We start from the raw sequence: 17,898 nt of genomic DNA, 5'->3' as shown, positions 1-17,898 counted from the left end.
CATTCATGGAAATTGATAAAATCATATCTGAGTTAAGTTTTAAAGCCGTCCGCAGCAGTGGAGCGGGCGGTCAGAATGTGAATAAAGTTTCCTCGAAGGTGGTGTTAAGTTTTGATTTAAAAAATTCTCAGGCTTTAACGGATGAAGAGAAACTGTTGGTTGAAACCCAATTATCCTCTAGATTGACTACTGATGCCGTTCTAATTTTGAATTGTGATGAAGACCGAAGTCAATTTAGAAACAAAGAAATTGTAATTAAACGATTTTTGGCACTGATAAAAAATTCTTTGTTTGTACCAAAAGAACGAAAGCCCACCAGAATTCCTAAATCGGTCATTAGAAAGCGAATCAAGGATAAAAAAAACATTTCGGAAGTCAAGAAAAATCGTAGAAAACCAGATTTTTAAAATTTATTGCAATTCATAATTTATAATTCATAATTTATAATTAGTTTTGCGCTGTCTCAAAGGGGTGCTCTAAATAACGAGCTGAGATTATACCCAACGAACCTGAACAGGTAATGCTGTTAAGGGAAAAAATGACAAATAAATAGTGTGCACGCTACTTTCATTTGTTATAGGAAACAATCATTTTTTAATTTAACAAAAAGAATAATTCCCCCTTTTATTCGTAATTTTTTTACGGATGAATACTTTATTTTACAAAAAGGGCCAAGAGCCAAAGGCCCAGAGCCAAACTAGATTAATTCGAGTATTTTTCATACTCCTCACTTTTCTCTTTTCACTTTTCACTTTTTCGCAAGTCAAAGACACTACACAAGTCAATCCACTAGATGAAGTATTGGTTTCAGCGGTTCGTGTAACCACAAAAACGCCGGTTAGTTTTAGCAATTTGAGCAAAAAAGACATCAAATTCCGAAATTTAGGACAAGACATCCCTATTTTGATGAATTATTTACCTTCGGTTGTAACGACATCGGATGCGGGAAATGGCGTGGGGTATACCGGTATTCGGGTTCGTGGTAGCGATGCAACGCGAGTAAATGTTACCATCAACGGAATTCCGTACAACGATTCCGAAAGTCATGGAACATTCTGGGTGAATATGCCAGATTTTGCGTCTTCAGTGGAGAGTTTGCAATTACAACGCGGTGTAGGAACTTCTACTAATGGAGCAGGGGCTTTTGGCGCCAGTTTAAATATGTTGACGGATAATTTTGCCAACGAAAGTACGGGAGAAATTTCCAACTCTCTTGGAAGTTTTAACACCAGAAAACACACTGTAAAGTTTAGTACGGGGTTAATGAACGATCATTTCGAAATTGCGGGACGTTTATCAGCGATCAAGTCGGATGGATTTGTGGATCGTGGAGCCTCAGATTTGAAATCGTATTTTCTTCAGGGAACGTATGTAGGCAAAACTACATTGATCAAAGCATTGGTTTTTGGTGGGACCGAAAAAACGTACCAGTCTTGGAACGGAATTGACGTTGAAACGCTAAAAAATGACCGAACGTTTAATTCAGCAGGTGCTTTCACGGACGAACAAGGAAATGCTCGTTTCTATGACAATGAAACTGATAATTACCAGCAAGATCACTCGCAATTGCTTTGGAACGAAAAAATATCTGAAAACTGGAGTACTAATTTTGCTTTGCATTACACTAAAGGGAAAGGTTTTTTTGAAAACTATAAGGAAGATGCTGATTTTGTCGATTACGGATTACAGCCTGTTGGTGCTATTTCAACAACGGATTTAGTGCGTCAAAAATGGTTAGAAAACGATTTCTATGGAACTACATTTTCTGCTAATTACAAAGATGAAAAACTAGATGTTATCTTTGGTGGAGGTTGGAATAAGTATGAAGGCGACCATTTTGGAAAAGTAATTTGGGCACGAAATGCTTCTCAGAGTGAGTTGGGAGATCGCTACTATGATGATTATGCCAATAAAACGGATGGAAATATTTTTGCGAAAGCCAATTTCCAAATCACGGAGCAATTAAGTTTATTTGGAGATTTGCAATATAGATCAGTGAATTACAAGGCGAATGGTGTTCAGCCAACAGTTGTAGATGATACTTTTAATTTCTTTAACCCTAAAACAGGATTAACCTATACGATCAATGCTGGAAATTCCCTGTATTTATCTTATGCCAGAGCCAATCGCGAACCGAATAGAAGTGATTATGAAGGCGGAAATGTAAAACCAGAAAAGCTAAATGACTTTGAATTAGGTTGGAGATACGTTGCAGAGAAAGTACAATTCAATACAAACGTATATTATATGGCGTACAAAGATCAGTTGATTTTAACCGGGAATCTAGATGATGTGGGCGCGCCAATACGTTCCAACAGTGAAAAAAGTTACCGACTAGGACTGGAAGTTGATGCTACAATTGCCTTATCCGATCAGTTAATTATCCGTCCAAATTTTACCTTGAGTGCCAATAAAAATATTGATTTAGCCGTTGAAGGGCAAAATTATGGAACTACTGATATTGCGTATTCACCATCAATCATTGCGGGAAATATATTGGTTTACACACCTATTGAAAATCTTCATATTTCATGGTTGCAAAAATTCGTTGGGGAACAATACATGAATAACATTGAATTGCCAGCAGCAAAGTTGGCAGATTATTTTGTGAATGACTTGAACATTGCTTACACTTTTAAACCCAAAACAGTCTTTAAAGAAATTGTTTTGACGGGTTTAGTGAATAACTTCTTAGACAAAAAATACGTTTCTAACGGATACATGTATGATGTTTATCCGTATTATTATCCGCAAGCAGGAATTAATTTTTTATTGGGGATGACATTGAATTTCTAGAAAAGTATTTGTTGATAATTGGAATCCAGTGTTGCAAAGCACTGGATTTTTTTGTTTTTCTGTTTTTGTCGTATGTATTGTTTAGACGATAAAATTTACCTAATCTTGTAATGTTAAGGAATGACTTATTTTTTTAAATAGAGATGAAGGAGGATGTTTAAGTTTTATAGGCACCCAAAGAAATACTTTTATAAATGAAAAAATTAGTATTTACCGCTCTAGTAGTGGTTGCATTTAGTAGAGTTGCAATGGCAAAAACTGGCAAAGTAAAAGAAAGTAGAAAGATTAAAACTAAAAAAGAAGTTGTGGTCGAGACAGATTGTAATTTAGCGCGATATGTATCATATGTGGATGCTAGAAGTGTTGGTTTTACTCATGATCAGGCAACAAGTGCTTCTTATTCTGTTTATTTTATGTGTCTGGGATTACAGGAAGCTCCAATATCACAATAAAGATAAAGCTTCGATTAGAATTAGAAAAACTCAAGCACACCATTTTCAATGAATTTGGTGTGTTTTTAATATAACCACAAAATGAAAATATTTCTTATTATCCTAATCTTGTCAACGACGCTTGGATATGGACAAGGTCAAAATGTTGTGATAACCTATGGATTACAAATAGAAAAAGAACAAGGATTATTTGACAATAATGCTACGTTAAAAAGTTTTCTTGAAAAGTCAATTGTAGATGCAAAAAAACTAACGTTCCAATTAATCATAACTGAAAATGGATCTAAATTTTACAATGAAGAAATACTAGACAGTGATATTGCCATTAATTCACAAAGATTTACACTTGCTATGGCAAATTATGTTGGAATTGTATTTAGTTTGAAAGAAAAGTTATTATTTCAAAAGGAAATGTTAGGAGAAAACATTTACGGAGAAGAAGCTTTGAAAAGTAATTGGATTTTAACAAATGAGACCAAATTAATAGATAATTATTTATGCTATAAAGCGACCAATGTCTTTACCGTTATCAATGGAACTAAGGTTTTCAACCATCCTGTCATTGCGTGGTATTGCCCCCAATTACCATATCCCTACGGACCCGCAGGTTATGGAAATCTGCCAGGATTAATTTTAGAACTTCAGGTAAGAAATGCGGTCTATGGAGCTAAAAGTATTCATCTAAATAGTAATCTTAATTTTGATATTAAATCGTTAGAGAAATTGAAAATTTTAAATGAGAAGCAGTTAGAAGAAGCCTATCATAATGTAAATGGATTTTGAAAATCTTTTTTTGAATTGTATTAGTCTGAAATCAAAACAAACTATTTTTTAGTAAAGTCTCTAATGGGTAATTAAAACAGTTATAATCTTTTCTCAAAATTATTGAATGAATACCTTTAAATATCTATGATTACTTTTTTCTTTTTTTTCGTTCTCTCAAACAAAAAGTCTTGTGGGAGTAGTTTCTGACGACACTAATAAACTATTAGAATCTGTAAATGTCATTCCTAAACACAATCATCAAGTTACGAGTAATAAGCAATTCTTGTAAAAAATAATTTGTTAATTTTTTGTTAAAAATCGAAGTAAATTCTGTATATTCATTTTTTTTATTTTTTTATATTTGCCTTGGTTAACCAGAAAAAAAGTATAAATTTAAACCAATTTAAAAATGAAAAAATTAGTATTTACCGGTCTAGCAGTGGTAGCGTTTAGCGGAGTTGCAATGGCATGGACAAGAGAAGTAAAAGGAGAAATGATCGACAAAAAGGCTGAAGAGGTTGTTTCGCCAACTTGCGATCAAGAACAAAAGGAAGCTGAGCAAGATGCTTTAGCAAACGGAGCTAGTAAATTTGAAGCTTATTTTGCTGGAGCTGCAGCTTGGGGAGATTGCATGAAAACGCTTAGTTTTAATTAAGATTATGGGCTATCATGCAAATGATAGTCCATCTTTTTATACATACACTTAATAATTTAAATTATGAATGTTTTAAAAATTGTTATTTATCTTTTCTTTGCGAGTGGATTTTCTCAAATTAAAAATGGTAGAATTGAATATAGTTTAGTCATAGATTCATTCGAAGGGCTCAAAAACTCCAAAAGCACTTATTATAAAAGCAACTATAATAAAGCAATTGAAAACGCTAAATATTTAAATTTTATATTAGAATTTAATAATGAATCATCTGCTTTTTATTTAGAGCAAGGCTTGGGTTTAGATGATGGAGGTTATTTTTATGCAAAAATTCATTCGGGATATATGGGGAAAGTTTTTCAAAATTTAGATTTCACATATGCTCTAGTAAATAATGAAATAGGTAAATTTTTATTAAAAAGGGAGACAACTAAGGATTGGGAATTAATAAATGAAACCAAAAATATAAATGGTTTTCTTTGTTATAAGGCAGTAGGTGAGTTTGTTATAAATAATGGGGTAGGTGTTTTTCATCATCCTGTAATTGCTTGGTATTGCCCTAAAATCCCAAATTCTTTTGGTCCAAATGGATTTGGTAAGTTACCTGGTTTAATTTTAGAATTACAAGTAAAAAATATTCTTTTTGGCGTAAGAAAAGTAGAATTAAATTTAGATAAGCCTTATTTATCTGAAAAAAATGAAAATGTCAAGACTATTGATGAAAGTGAAATTAATAAATTAATAGACAAAATAGATAGAACAAGCAAAAACTAAAAAAATTTAAATAAACATCGTAAAGTTAGTTTTTTAGATTTATGCAGTCAAATTAAACATCAATGTACAAGTGTCTTTTCTGTTTCCTTTTTTTCACAACCCTCTCCTTCTCTCAATCCCGCACTATTATCGGCGTTGTTGCAGACGATACCAATAAACCACTAGAATCTGCCAATGTTATTGCAAGACACAATTATAATGAGGTTAAGAGTAAATTTGAACGAGTAAATCAGCAATTCTTGTAAAAAATAATTTGTTAATTTTTTGTTAAAAACTGAAGCAAATTCTGTATATTCATTTTTTTTTTTTTTTCATATTTGCCTTGGTTAACCAGAAAAAAAGTATAAATTTAAACCAATTTAAAAAATGAAGAAATTAGTATTTACCGCTCTAGCAGTGGTTGCGTTTAGTGCAGTAGCAATGGCAAAGACAGGGGAAGTTAAAGGAAGTGATTTATTATCGTATGAAGATACGGATTGTGTTTCGGAAACTGCTGATAAAATGGACTGTTTAGATCCTGAAAACAAACTTTCTGCAGAAGAAGCAAATAAAATTTATCAAATTCTTTATAACAACTGCATAGGAGCAGGTCCCGTGAATAGGTTAACTCAAGGGTAAATTACTCATATTGCATTTTAAATTTTTAATCTACACGAGAAATTGTTTTTTGTTAAATTTTTAGGTAAAAACTCTACTAATTTTTCCAAAAGCAATTTCTTGATTATATTTTGTTATGAAAAAAATATTTTTAATTCTCGTTACTTTCGTGTGTTTAACTTCTTTTAGTCAAGTAAGTAAAGGTAAAATTATATACACTATTAATATTAATGCTGATGAAAATGTTTTAAAAAGTGATAACATGGGGAGTACTTATTCAGAAATGAGTAAAAAAGCAGGAACTTTTTCTTATGTTTTGTATTTTAGTGGTTCTAAAACTTCTTTTCAAAAAGAAAATAAGTTAAATTCGAGAGAAAGTGAGCAAGATCGTATGATCAGTGATCTAGCTTCAGTTATGTTCACAACGCAATATAATTACTACTTTGATTTTAAAAATAAATATATGTTGTCTGAAATTGAAGGTACGATAATAAAAGATACTGTAAAGCCAATTAACTGGTTAATAAATTCAGAGAGTAAATTGATCGATGGCATTATGTGTTTTCAAGCTTTGTCTCAAGTCGAATATCTAGGTAGAGATAATAAAACAAAATTTAAAAAAATTGTTGCTTGGTTTGCCCCAAGTTTACCCTATTCGTATGGACCTAAAAATTTCTATGGACTACCTGGGCTAATATTAGAATTAACAGAAAATAGAACAACTTATTTGGCAACTGTTATAGATTTCAAAGATGATATAATCGATATCGATTTTCCTAAATCTAAAACTGTTAGCCAAGAAGACTACACAAAAAAAGTAAGGTCAAATTAGCATAAATGCAAAGAATTTATCTCTTCCTTCTTTTTTTTACAATAGTATTTTTTTTCTCAATCCCGCACTATTACTGGTGTGGTTGCTGACGGTATTAATAAACCACTAGAATCGGATAATGTTATTGCAAGACACAATTATAAGGAGGTAAACAGTAAATTTTAACGAGTAAATCAACAATTCTTGTAAAAAATAATTTGTTAATTTTTAGTTAAAAATTGAAGTAAATTCTGTATATTCATTTTTTTTTTTTTTTCATATTTGCCTTGGTTAACCAGAAAAAAAGTATAAATTTAAACCAATTTAAAAAATGAAAAAATTAGTATTTACCGCTCTGGCAGTGGTAGCGTTTAGTGGAGTTGCAATGGCAGGAACTCAAGAAGTAAAAGTATTAACTGAAGATTGCCAAACAAAGGCGATGAATTATATTGATAACGTATATGATCCTAATGGAACTAAAAGTCCTGAGCAAAATTATGCTGCCTATCAAGGTTATTTGCAAGCTTGTGATGATGCGAAAACTGCTAAAATTACTGCGAATTAATTAATTTAACAAAAGCAAACAAAACTATGTACAGTTTTGTTTGCTTTCTATAATTATAACGATGAAAAAATTAAAAATTATACTGATTTTCTTGACATTCTCCTGTGTATCCATTGGTTTTGGACAAACGGCTTCTGGGACTATTATTTATAAAATTCAATTGATAGGTTATGGTGTGGATAATAAAGATCCAGAATTTAAAGAATTAAATGAGGCAACAGTTAAAATTGCAAACCAACAAACATGTACTTTAAATTTTAATAGTACGCAATCGAGTTCTGTTTTGGATAAATATTTATGTTCCGATGCTGAAAATAATAGATTAGTACGAATGGCTACATCAATGGCCTTCATTGTAACCAATGAGAGCGATTATTTTTTTGACAAACTCAGTAATACGGCAGTAAAAAGAGATGATAACGGGAATTTAATCAAGAAAATTCACAATAAATTAGACTGGGAAATAACAACGGAAAGTAAAGTAATTGATGGCTATTTATGTTATAAAGCAATATACTATGATAAATTCATTAACAGGAAAGGAGTAAATAGAAGTATTCCTATTGTGGCATGGTTTGCGCCAAGTTTGCCTTACGGATATGGTCCAAAGTATTTTAACGGCTTGCCAGGCCTTATCTTAGAATTAAATGATCGTGAAACAACTTTTTATGCTACATCGATAAAAATTCTGCGAGGAACCGAAATAAAAATAGATTTCCCGAAAGGAAAGACGGTATCGCAAGAACAACACTCTAAAAAAGTAATGTCAAATTAGCGTATATGCATAGAATCCTCCTTTGTTTCCTTTTTTTTACAACCCTCACCTTCTCTCAATCCCGCACTATTATCGGCGTTGTTTCTGAGGATACTAATAAACCACTAGAATCTGCAAATGTTATTGCAATACACAATTATAATGAGGTAACGAGTAAATTTGAACGAGTAAATCAGCAATTCTTGTAAAAAATATTTTGTTAATTGTTAGTTAAAAAATGAAGTAAATTCTGTATATTCATTTTTTTTTATTTTTATATTTGCCTTGGTTAACCAGAAAAAAAGTATAAATTTAAACCAATTTAAAAATGAAGAAATTAGTATTTACCGCTCTAGCAGTGGTTGCGTTTAGTGCAACAAGTTTTGCAGAAACTCGAGAAGTTAAAGTAGATAAAATTTTGTTTACTGATTGTGAAAATTGGGCAATGGACCAAATGGCACTTTATGATCCAGGGGACCAATTGCCACCTGAAGAGGCTCACGATAATTACAGATCATTGGTAGAGGAATGTGATAGAAACACATAGTAATAAAAATTTAAAATAGCAGCTGTGGATTTAAACAAAATCATTTAACAGCTGCTGTTTTTTTTAATATAAGTTTAATTATGATAAGTAAAATTGCGTTTTTTTGTTTATATATATTCTCGTTTTATAGTGGATATTCGCAAAAATTATCAGGAACAGTTGTTTACAAAGTCGTTTCTGCTAGTGTTTACGATGACCGTGAAAACGATGAAAGAGGAAAAAAAATGGTGGAAGGAAGACTGGCTAGTCTTGCTAAGCAAACATTTTTATTAGAATTTACTGCTTCAAAATCGAAATTCGTTCGTAATAACAGCTTGTCTATTAATGACGATAAAGGAGAACAACTTTATGATAAAATGGCTACGAGTTACTATTCAAGTTCTTATGATTATTATTTGGATAGTAGTGCAGGCATAGGGATGTTTAAATATAGTAGAGACGGTACACTTGTTACACAACAGGTAAAAGAAAAAGAATGGGATATATCTACTGAAAGTAAAAAAATAGGGGACTACTTATGTTATAAAGCGGTATATATTAAAAAATATATGGGAAGAGATGGTAATATGAAAACATTGCCCATTACGGCGTGGTTTGTTCCTAGTTTACCTTACAGGTATGGTCCCAAACAGTATTATGGTTTACCTGGATTGATTTTGGAATTACATGAATTATTTGGTGTATTCTTGGCGACTGACATAAAAATTGGTGACGATAAAAATATCACGATAGAGTTCCCTAAAGGTAAAACGATAAGTGAGGAGGAGTACAATGCGAGACAAGCAGCATTTGTAATTAAAAGTAAATAAATGCGCAGAATCCTATTTTTTTTATTTTTCACGACGCTCTCTTTCTCTCAAACTCGCACCATAATAGGAGTAGTTTCTGACGATAGCAATATTCCACTTGAATCTGCAAATGTAATCGCTAAACCTTTACAAGATAAAGCGAGCCTTAAGTTTGCTATTGCTGATAACAAAGGGCGCTACCGCTTAGAACTCGAAAAGGAAGTCAAATATGAAATCACTGTTTCGTACATTGGTTTTGTAGAGGAAGTATTTATCCTTGAGGCTGATGCCACTATTGCCACGCATGATTTTAAACTGAAACCTACCGGAGAACAACTCAAGGAAATTGTAATTAAGCACGAGTTCAAACCTATTGTGATCAAAAAAGACACCATGACATTTGACGTGAAAAGTTTTGCTAATGGCAACGAACGCAAAATGAAAGAAATCCTCGAAAAACTCCCTGGTGTTGAGGTCGATAAAAACGGAGGTGTAACCGTGCAAGGCAAAAAAGTGACCAAAATGCTCGTAGAAGGCAAATCCTTTTTTGGTGGTGGCTCTAAATTGGCTGTAGAAAATATTCCTGCGGATGCATTAGATAAAATTGAAGTCATTGACCACTTCAACGAAGTAGGATTTATGAAACAGGTTTCGGATAGCGATGAACTGGCAATAAACGTAAAACTAAAAGCCGATAAAAAGAAATTTGTTTTTGGTGATGTCGAAGCCGGTGCCGAAGTCGGGAATGCGGACAATGGTTTTTATCTAGGACATGCCGCTTTGTTTTATTACAGTCCAAAATCGAATGTGAGTTTCATAGGCGACTTGAATAATATTGGTAAAAGAACCTTTACTTTTGATGATTTAATGCGTTTTGGTGGCGGCATGAGTACGTTTCTTTCTGGTCGAAAATCATTGACGAATTTGTATTCTTTTGCTAATGACAATCAAGATGTGGTTCAGAATACCTCACAATTTGGCGCGGTCAATTTTAGTCACGATACTTCTTCTAAGCTTTCTATATCTGGTTTTTCTATTTTTTCAAAGGTATTGACGGCTTCTCAAACCGAAAGTAGGAATGAATACTTGCAAAATACCGCTTTTGCTTTTGAGAATAAATTACAAAATGGCGATAACCGCTCCGTGCTTGGAATTGGTAATATAAAACTAGATTATTCGCCAAACGCGAAAGAGAAATGGTATTACAACGGACAATACCAGTCGAGCACGAATGCGATGTCGAACACTATCAACTCAATTACCAATCTAAATTCCAGTGTTTTTGAAACCATCAACAAAGCTGATAATACTGCTGTAAAACAGTACGTTGAATGGCACAAAAGCTACAGTTTAGCACATACCACCACATTAGTAGTCAACCAAGCGTATGATTACAACACCCCACAAACCAATTGGTTTACGGATCAGCCGTTTTTAGATGGCTTAATTCCGTTGCAAGATGATACCTCCTACCGTATAGAGCAAATTAAAAAGGTAAAAACCAATAGTGTAGACGCGTTGTTCAAGCATTATTGGATTATCGATAATTTCAATCATTTGTATACCAATGTGGGAAACAATTACGGGGCTTCTCGTTTTGAAACTTCGGAGAAACAGCTACTGACAAATGGAACAATCAATGATTTTGCTTTGAACGGTTTTGGAAATGCTGTAAAATACCAGTTGAACGATGCCTACGTTGGACTCGAATACAAATTTAGAATAGGAAAATGGACCAATAAACCGGGATTGTATTTGCATTGGTATCATTTAATTACACAACAAAATTCAGGAAATCAGTCGCTTGCTAAAACGCTTTTTCAACCGCAATGGAACAGTGAGTATGAGTTTAACAAATCAGAAACCTTAAATTTTACTTACAAATTAGAAAATGGTTTTCCGCAAGTATCGCAATTGGCGGATCAATTTACGCTGCAAAATTACAATTTAGTGTACAAAGGAAATGCGTTGTTACAAAACGAGCGCTACCATTCCGCAAACCTGCGCTATTCAAAAATGAATTTATACCGTGGCGTTACTTGGAACGCAATGGCTAGTGTAAACAAAAAAGTACAAACAATTCGGGACGAAATTCTGCTGGATGGCATTAACCAGTTCAACACGCCTATTTTGAGCGACAATCCAGAAACGAATTACAATGTAAATGGCGCGTTTACAAAAAAAATATACCGTTTTAGTTTGCGATTCAATACTAGTTTAAGTTGGTTTAATTATTTTCAAACTTTAAACAACACGGAAACTTTGAACAATAGGAAGAATCAAAGAGTGGGAGTTGTATTAAAAACAGCCCATAAAAAATGGCCGGGTTTTAGTGTTGGATATACGAAAGGTTTCAGTCAGTTTTCAGGATTAACAAAATCTAATTTTCAAACAGATGCCGTTACGTCCGACTTTGATATCAATTTCTCCAAATTTTGGACCTATAAATTGAGTTACGAAAATCTAAAAAATACCAATAACAACAATCAAAGTAATTTTTATGATATAGCAAATACTTCCTTGCGCTATCAAAAGAAAAACAGCCCTTTTGGTTTTGAAGTTTTAGTGAATAATCTTTTCGACAACAAAGTCAAAAATGATTACTCCTTCTCGGATTATTTAATTAGTGAGCGAACCACTTTTGTATTGCCACGGGTATTCTTGTTTTCGGTAAGTTATAAGTTGTAATAAATTTAAACACAATAAAAAAAGATAGTTATGAAGCTAAATATAAAATTAAACCTGTTAATTTTTTGTTAATTAAGTAAGTAAATTTTTAATCAGTATTTTCTTTTTTTGATATTTACGGAGGCTAACCATAGCACTATTTAAAAATTTTAAACCAACAGTAAGAATGAAAAATTTCAAGCAGACCTTCATCATCATTTTGTTTTTTATTGGCCTTACTGGTCATAGCCAAATAGCCATAACCGGTTTTTCAAACTATGCTATGGGAATTAACACCAATAAAAATAAGGATATAAGCGTGGAACTGAAAGTATTTACTAATTATTATTTTGTGGAAATGCCTATTGAAGCTAATGTATTTTATAATTTTGAAACCAAAGAGTACCACCGTTTTTCGGTTGGATTGGGAGTTAATTTAAGTCCATTTAGAGGTTTTGATGAAATAAATAGTTTTGTGCTTCCTGCGACTCTGGAGATTTTTCCAATTAAAAATTTAAAAAAAATAGCACTACTTTTAGAACTAACACCGGTATTTAGAATTGAGGATAATGCAGTCCTCAGAGGTCTTATTGGGATTCGGTATACTTTTGACAAAAAATAATGTTATTAACAGTAAAAATAAGTTTGATTTAAAAATAGTGAAACAAAAAGCCACGGCGGAGGAAGTAGCCTGACAAAAAAAGTAAATACGGCCATTGCTGTTGTAAGGCGTATCCCTTTTTTTGCTGTCACGCCCATAAAATCAATTATAAACGCGCAACACATCTCCATTTACTTGAACCCGGTATTGCTTTAAAGGATATTGTAATGGTCCCTGGCCAGAAAATAAACTGTATTCTCTGTTGTCACAGCCACAAATAGCATTGATGCCTTTGATAGTCATAGTGGAGCAAGAACTTAAAGCTTGATTGGGACATGCAGCGTCAAATGCATTATAGCCGCTTCCTGTATTAAAAATAATAACGCCTCGTACTCCAAGCGCAGGAATAACAACGGAGTTACTTACAAACTTTAAATTGGAATAAGAAGGCAACTTCATATTGATATCCATAGTAAAACTATAATTAGGCAGATATGGATTGGTATTGTTAAAACCAGAATCACTACACGAAAAAAGTAAAGGAAGAATTAATAAAAAGAAGGAATATTTTTTCATTTTAAAATAGTGTCAAAGTATTAGTGAAACAAATTTAATTTATTTAACTTTGAATTATATATGATTAACATATATTTAAAGACGAAAAAAAAATAATAGTATCTTTGTGGAAAGAAATCCCGTCCTGATGGGATTTTTTCTATTTATATAAATGAGGAAGTTATGAGTACAGTATCGTATTACACCGCAGAAGGATTGAAGAAGTTAAGAGAAGAATTGGATTATTTAAAAAGCGTAATGCGTCCAAAAGCATCTGCAGATATAGCCGAAGCAAGAGACAAAGGCGATCTTTCTGAGAACGCCGAGTACGATGCTGCCAAGGAAGCACAAGGAATGCTAGAGATGCGTATCGCTAAACTAGAAGAAGTACATTCTAACGCTCGATTAATTGATGAAACACATCTGGATGTTTCTAAAGTGTTGGTTTTGTCCAATGTCAAAATCAAAAACCAGACCAATGGAATGGAAATGAAATACACGTTGGTAGCTGAAAGTGAAGCCGATTTAAAAACTGGAAAAATATCTGTTACTTCGCCAATTGGTAAAGGATTATTAGGAAAATCAGTAGGTGAATTTGCAGAGATAACAGTCCCAAATGGGGTTTTAAAATTCGAAATTTTAGAAATCACAAGAGATTAATTTTTTTAAGTCTATCTGGTTACTTCTTTAATATTTTAAACAATAAACCACAGTAACAAAGCAGCTATGTCAATATTTACTAAAATAGTTAACGGAGAAATCCCGTGTTATAAAATTGCAGAGGACGAAAACTTCTTAGCCTTTTTGGATGTAAATCCAAATGCAAAAGGACACACACTTTGTATTCCCAAACAAGAAATCAATAAGATTTTTGAGATGGAAGAGGACTTGTATATCGGTCTAATGCAGTTTTCTAAAAAAATTGCGGTAGCACTGGAGAAAACAGTTCCATGCAAACGAATTGGTATGGCAGTTGTTGGCCTTGAAGTGCCACATGCACACGTTCACTTGATTCCGCTGAATGAAATGGATGAAATGCGTTTTCAAAATAAAGTGTCCATGTCAAAAGATGAATTTGAAGCATTAGCAATAAATATCCAATCGAATTTATAAAAGTTGGACAAATAAAATAAATTGGTATGGTTTTCGTTTAAAAGGGAATAGGTGAAAACCTATTCCCTTTTACTTTGAGTCCCTGCTACAATATGAAAAATAATTTTATACTTTTTGCGCTTTTTATTACACTTTTAAGTTTTGGTCAAGGCAGTACAGGAAATAGTCTAGTCGACGCTAAAATGAACTCTATTCCTTCAAACCAGACTACTTCTACAACAGCAATTGCCGCATATATCAATGCTAATTTTAAAACAGAGGCTGATAAAATGCGAGCTGCTTTTTTCTGGACTGCATCAAATATTAGATATGATGTAGCTAATAGATATGCCGTTAATTTTAGTGAAACAGCGCAAGATAAAATTACTAGAACTTTAAAAACAAGAAAAGGAGTTTGCAGTCATTATGCTGCCGTTTTAAAGGAACTGTCTGATAAAATTGGAATTGAGTCCTATATTATTCAAGGTTATAATAAGCAAAATGGTACAATAGGAAAATTAGCGCACGCTTGGACTGCTGCAAAAGTAGACAATAAATGGTATTTGTTTGATCCAACTTGGGGATCCGGATACGTTCATAATGGGCAATTTATTAAAAAACTAAATAATGTTTATTTTAAGGCGGACCCAGCTAAAATAATTGCCTCGCATATTCCATTTGATTATTTGTGGCAATTCCTGCACTATCCCATAACTAATAGTGAATTTTACGAAGGAAAAGTCCAAATGAATACATCCAAAAAATACTTTAATTTTGAACGAGAAATCAGCAAATACAATGCACTGTCTGAAGCAGATCAGTTGTATGCCTCAGCAGAAAGAATAGAAAAAAACGGATTAAAAAACGCTTTGGTGCTAGAACGTTTTGAGTTCAAAAAGAAAAAATTAGAGTATTTGCGAAGAAATACCAACATCGAGAAATTAAACGTTATTGTAAACGAAATGAACCTTGCAGTTGTCATGCTGAATGATTTTGTTCATTACCGAAACAATCAGTTCAAGCCCACTTTTTCAGACGATGAAATTAGCAATATGATCCAGACTCCACAGGAAAAACTAGCTAAATGCCAAGACGCAATTTATGCAGTGGGTGCTGTGGGAAGTGAGAATTCAGCTAATGTGGCTTCAATCAAAAAATCCCTGAGTAAAGCTTTGGCGCAAGCCAATGAACATGCTTCATTTGTGCAAAACTATTTGAGCAAGTCTAAAATCAGTAGAAAAACAATGTTTTTTAGAATCACTCAGAGTAGAGTTTCCTCAAATTAGACGGCTTTTTTTAAACTCACTTGCATCGTTGTTCCTTTTCCTATTTCGGAATTTAAGACTTTAATGGTTCCTTTGTGGTATTCTTCTACGATTCTTTTGGTCAATGAAAGGCCTAATCCCCAACCTCTTTTTTTGGTTGTAAAACCAGGTTCGAAAATACTTTTGAATTGATTTTTCTGGATTCCACCGCCAGTATCTGATACATTTATTTTTACATAATCTCCTTCTTGTTCAATTTCTAAGGCTAGTTTTCCTTTGCCTTTCATCGCATCTATGGCGTTTTTTACTAAGTTTTCGATGGTCCAACTGTGTAGAGTGGGGTTCAAGGAAACCATAATAGGCGATTGTGGCGCTTTAAATGAAAACTCAATTTGCTTGGAAAATCGGGATTGCAAATAGTCGTACGATTGTTGTGTTTCGGCTACGATATCTTTGTTTTCTAATTTGGGTTCCGATCCTATTTTCGAGAAACGATCCGTGATGGTTTGCAAACGCTCAATGTCTTTTTCAATTTCGAATGTGGTACTTTCGTCTACATTTTCAGATTTTAAGAGTTCGACCCAGCCAATCAAGGAAGAGAGCGGCGTTCCTATCTGGTGTGCGGTTTCTTTGGCCATTCCGGCCCAAAGTTTATTTTGCGTTGCCATTTTGGTACTCCTATAAAAGTTATAAACCAAACTTCCAAATAAAACAATAATAAGTACTAAGGCAACAGGATAATACTTTAATTTATTCAGTAAAGCAGAATTACCATAATATAAATTTTGAAATTTTCCAGGGACATATTCAATTACAATGGGCTCATTTTCATTTTTTAAGTCTCGTAAAAAAGCGATTGCTTTTTGCTTGTTTTCTACAACGGACTCATCAATATTAACGGTATTTATGATGCTGTCATTTTCAGTAAGTATAATGGGAATCGAAGTGTTGTTGCTGAAAATCTGAAGTGGAAGTTCGACTTCTGTATTTTCGCCCGCGTTAATCAGTGTTTTTTGGGCTTGTGCCCAAAGGTTCATTTTTAAGCGTTCTTCATTTTTAAAAATTTGAAAAAAAGTGTAAGTGTTCCAAAGTATTAAGGAAATTATAAAAAAAGAGGCAAAAATGATAATCCAACGGGTTGTATTTCTTCTTTCAGAAAACTGCATAAATGAAAATTTGAATGATAAATATAACGAAATAAAAGCTTTTGTATTTTAGTTTCAATCAAAGAATTTATTTTTGAAATATCTAAAACCTAATTTCATTCTATTTCTACACAACTGCTTCTTAAACTTAATTCAATTGTCTACTTTTGTATCTTTAAGAAATAAATAAAAATTATGATTACTATTGATCCTAAAAGTATTGAAACGGCAAAGTTACAGGGGTATCTGCAAAGTTCTGTAGGGCCTAGGCCTATCGCTTTTGCTAGTACAATGGACGCTAATGGGAATCCTAATGTATCGCCTTTTAGTTTCTTCAATGTGTTCAGTGCTAATCCGCCTATTGTTATATTTTCGCCAGCAAGACGGGTGCGTGATAATTCGATAAAACATACCTTAATGAACGTTGAAGCTACCCGTGAAGTAGTGATTAATGTGGTCAATTATGATATGGTACAGCAAATTTCTCTGGCCAGTACAGAATATGCTGATGGCGTAGATGAGTTTATAAAATCTGGCTTGACGCCAATTGCTTCAGAGGTTGTAAAACCGTTTAGAGTAAAAGAGTCTCCTGTTCAATTTGAATGCAAAGTTACTCAGATTATTCCTTTGGGAACCGAAGGTGGAGCTGGGAATTTAGTACTTTGTGAAGTAGTACGTATTCATATTAACGAATCGGTTTTAGACGAAAATGGAGCTATAGATCAACATAAAATCGACTTGGTTTCTAGGTTGGGAGGCAACTGGTATTCCAGATCCAACCAAGGTCTTTTTGAAGTACCAAAACCATTGTCAACTTTAGGAATTGGGGTGGATGCAATTCCAAATTTTATAAAAGAAAGCCCAGTTTTTAACGGAAATGATTTAGGCATGTTGGGGAATATAGAAGCCTTGCCTACAATGGAAGAAGTTAGTATATTTGTAAAACAGAATTTTGCTGTGAAAGGCGTTTTGAGTGCTGATGATCAGCATAAAGTACACTTAGAGGCTAAAAAATATTTGGACGAAGAGGATGTTCTGTCTGCTTGGAAAGTGCTTTTGGCAAAAAAATAAA

Annotated in this window: 20 protein-coding genes; 18 read left to right on the top strand and 2 right to left on the bottom strand. The window is 33.2% G+C overall.

Going from position 1 to position 17,898, the window contains the following annotated elements; genetic code table 11:
• The first annotated feature begins 5 nt into the window (after nt 1-5).
• The 14 genes from arfB (at nt 6) to BUC11_RS04870 (ending at nt 12,790) form a co-directional block, all read left to right on the top strand.
• Complete coding sequence (gene arfB, locus BUC11_RS04935) at nt 6-407, top strand: alternative ribosome rescue aminoacyl-tRNA hydrolase ArfB (RefSeq protein ID WP_073352503.1); 402 nt, start codon at nt 6-8, stop codon at nt 405-407.
• A gap of 238 nt (nt 408-645) precedes the next feature.
• Nucleotides 646-2,796, top strand: coding sequence for a TonB-dependent receptor (locus tag BUC11_RS04930; RefSeq protein WP_073352501.1), 2,151 nt, complete (start codon nt 646-648; stop codon nt 2,794-2,796).
• Nucleotides 2,797-2,990: 194 nt separating this feature from the next.
• Nucleotides 2,991-3,248 (top strand): hypothetical protein, encoded by a 258-nt coding sequence (locus tag BUC11_RS04925; protein WP_073352499.1) that lies wholly within the window; start codon nt 2,991-2,993, stop codon nt 3,246-3,248.
• Between the two features lie 81 nt (nt 3,249-3,329).
• Nucleotides 3,330-4,031 (top strand): GLPGLI family protein, encoded by a 702-nt coding sequence (locus BUC11_RS04920; RefSeq protein WP_073352497.1) that lies wholly within the window; start codon nt 3,330-3,332, stop codon nt 4,029-4,031.
• Nucleotides 4,032-4,422: 391 nt separating this feature from the next.
• Nucleotides 4,423-4,668: a hypothetical protein gene (locus BUC11_RS04915; RefSeq protein ID WP_073352495.1), complete on the top strand. Its 246-nt coding sequence runs from the start codon at nt 4,423-4,425 to the stop codon at nt 4,666-4,668.
• Nucleotides 4,669-4,731: 63 nt separating this feature from the next.
• Nucleotides 4,732-5,439, top strand: a complete 708-nt coding sequence (locus tag BUC11_RS04910; RefSeq protein ID WP_073352494.1) for a GLPGLI family protein — start codon at nt 4,732-4,734, stop codon at nt 5,437-5,439.
• 366 nt (nt 5,440-5,805) lie between these two features.
• Nucleotides 5,806-6,057, top strand: a complete 252-nt coding sequence (locus BUC11_RS04905) for a hypothetical protein (protein WP_073352492.1) — start codon at nt 5,806-5,808, stop codon at nt 6,055-6,057.
• Between the two features lie 115 nt (nt 6,058-6,172).
• Nucleotides 6,173-6,868, top strand: coding sequence for a GLPGLI family protein (locus BUC11_RS04900; protein WP_073352490.1), 696 nt, complete (start codon nt 6,173-6,175; stop codon nt 6,866-6,868).
• A gap of 310 nt (nt 6,869-7,178) precedes the next feature.
• Entirely contained in the window at nt 7,179-7,412 is a 234-nt protein-coding gene (locus tag BUC11_RS04895) for a hypothetical protein (protein ID WP_073352488.1), read from the top strand.
• Between the two features lie 61 nt (nt 7,413-7,473).
• Entirely contained in the window at nt 7,474-8,187 is a 714-nt protein-coding gene (locus tag BUC11_RS04890; protein ID WP_073352487.1) for a GLPGLI family protein, read from the top strand.
• A 307-nt stretch (nt 8,188-8,494) separates the two neighbouring features.
• Nucleotides 8,495-8,713, top strand: coding sequence for a hypothetical protein (locus BUC11_RS04885; protein ID WP_073352483.1), 219 nt, complete (start codon nt 8,495-8,497; stop codon nt 8,711-8,713).
• An 80-nt stretch (nt 8,714-8,793) separates the two neighbouring features.
• Nucleotides 8,794-9,522: a GLPGLI family protein gene (locus tag BUC11_RS04880; protein WP_073352481.1), complete on the top strand. Its 729-nt coding sequence runs from the start codon at nt 8,794-8,796 to the stop codon at nt 9,520-9,522.
• Entirely contained in the window at nt 9,523-12,189 is a 2,667-nt protein-coding gene (locus tag BUC11_RS04875; RefSeq protein WP_073352479.1) for a TonB-dependent receptor, read from the top strand.
• 166 nt (nt 12,190-12,355) lie between these two features.
• On the top strand, nt 12,356-12,790 hold the full coding sequence (locus BUC11_RS04870) for a hypothetical protein (protein WP_073352478.1): 435 nt from the start codon (nt 12,356-12,358) through the stop codon (nt 12,788-12,790).
• Nucleotides 12,791-12,931: 141 nt separating this feature from the next.
• On the opposite strand, the gene BUC11_RS04865 is transcribed toward BUC11_RS04870, so the two are convergent.
• Nucleotides 12,932-13,345 (bottom strand): Rieske (2Fe-2S) protein, encoded by a 414-nt coding sequence (locus BUC11_RS04865; RefSeq protein ID WP_073352476.1) that lies wholly within the window; start codon nt 13,343-13,345, stop codon nt 12,932-12,934.
• A 162-nt stretch (nt 13,346-13,507) separates the two neighbouring features.
• Between BUC11_RS04865 and greA the strand changes: the two genes are divergently transcribed.
• The 3 genes from greA to BUC11_RS04850 all read left to right on the top strand — a co-directional run bounded on the left by greA (nt 13,508) and on the right by BUC11_RS04850 (nt 15,702).
• The gene (gene greA, locus BUC11_RS04860; protein ID WP_073352474.1) at nt 13,508-13,984 is read left to right on the top strand and encodes a transcription elongation factor GreA; all 477 of its coding nucleotides are present in this window, start codon (nt 13,508-13,510) and stop codon (nt 13,982-13,984) included.
• Nucleotides 13,985-14,050: 66 nt separating this feature from the next.
• The gene (locus BUC11_RS04855) at nt 14,051-14,437 is read left to right on the top strand and encodes an HIT family protein (protein ID WP_073352471.1); all 387 of its coding nucleotides are present in this window, start codon (nt 14,051-14,053) and stop codon (nt 14,435-14,437) included.
• Nucleotides 14,438-14,529: 92 nt separating this feature from the next.
• Entirely contained in the window at nt 14,530-15,702 is a 1,173-nt protein-coding gene (locus BUC11_RS04850; RefSeq protein WP_073352470.1) for a transglutaminase domain-containing protein, read from the top strand.
• Here the strand turns inward: BUC11_RS04850 and BUC11_RS04845 are convergent.
• A complete protein-coding gene (locus BUC11_RS04845) occupies nt 15,699-16,847 on the bottom strand; it encodes a sensor histidine kinase (protein ID WP_073352468.1) in 1,149 nt (382 codons plus the stop codon). The genes BUC11_RS04850 and BUC11_RS04845 overlap by 4 nt on opposite strands.
• A 174-nt stretch (nt 16,848-17,021) precedes the next feature.
• On the opposite strand from BUC11_RS04845, the gene BUC11_RS04840 reads away from it, so the two are divergent.
• Entirely contained in the window at nt 17,022-17,897 is an 876-nt protein-coding gene (locus BUC11_RS04840) for a flavin reductase family protein (protein WP_073352466.1), read from the top strand.
• Nucleotide 17,898: the final 1 nt, after the last annotated feature.

This window comes from Flavobacterium xanthum, assembly GCF_900142695.1.
Lineage (GTDB): Bacteria > Bacteroidota > Bacteroidia > Flavobacteriales > Flavobacteriaceae > Flavobacterium > Flavobacterium xanthum.
The sequence above is the reverse complement of the archived record's forward strand: the minus strand, read 5'-3'. Positions and strand labels throughout refer to the sequence as shown.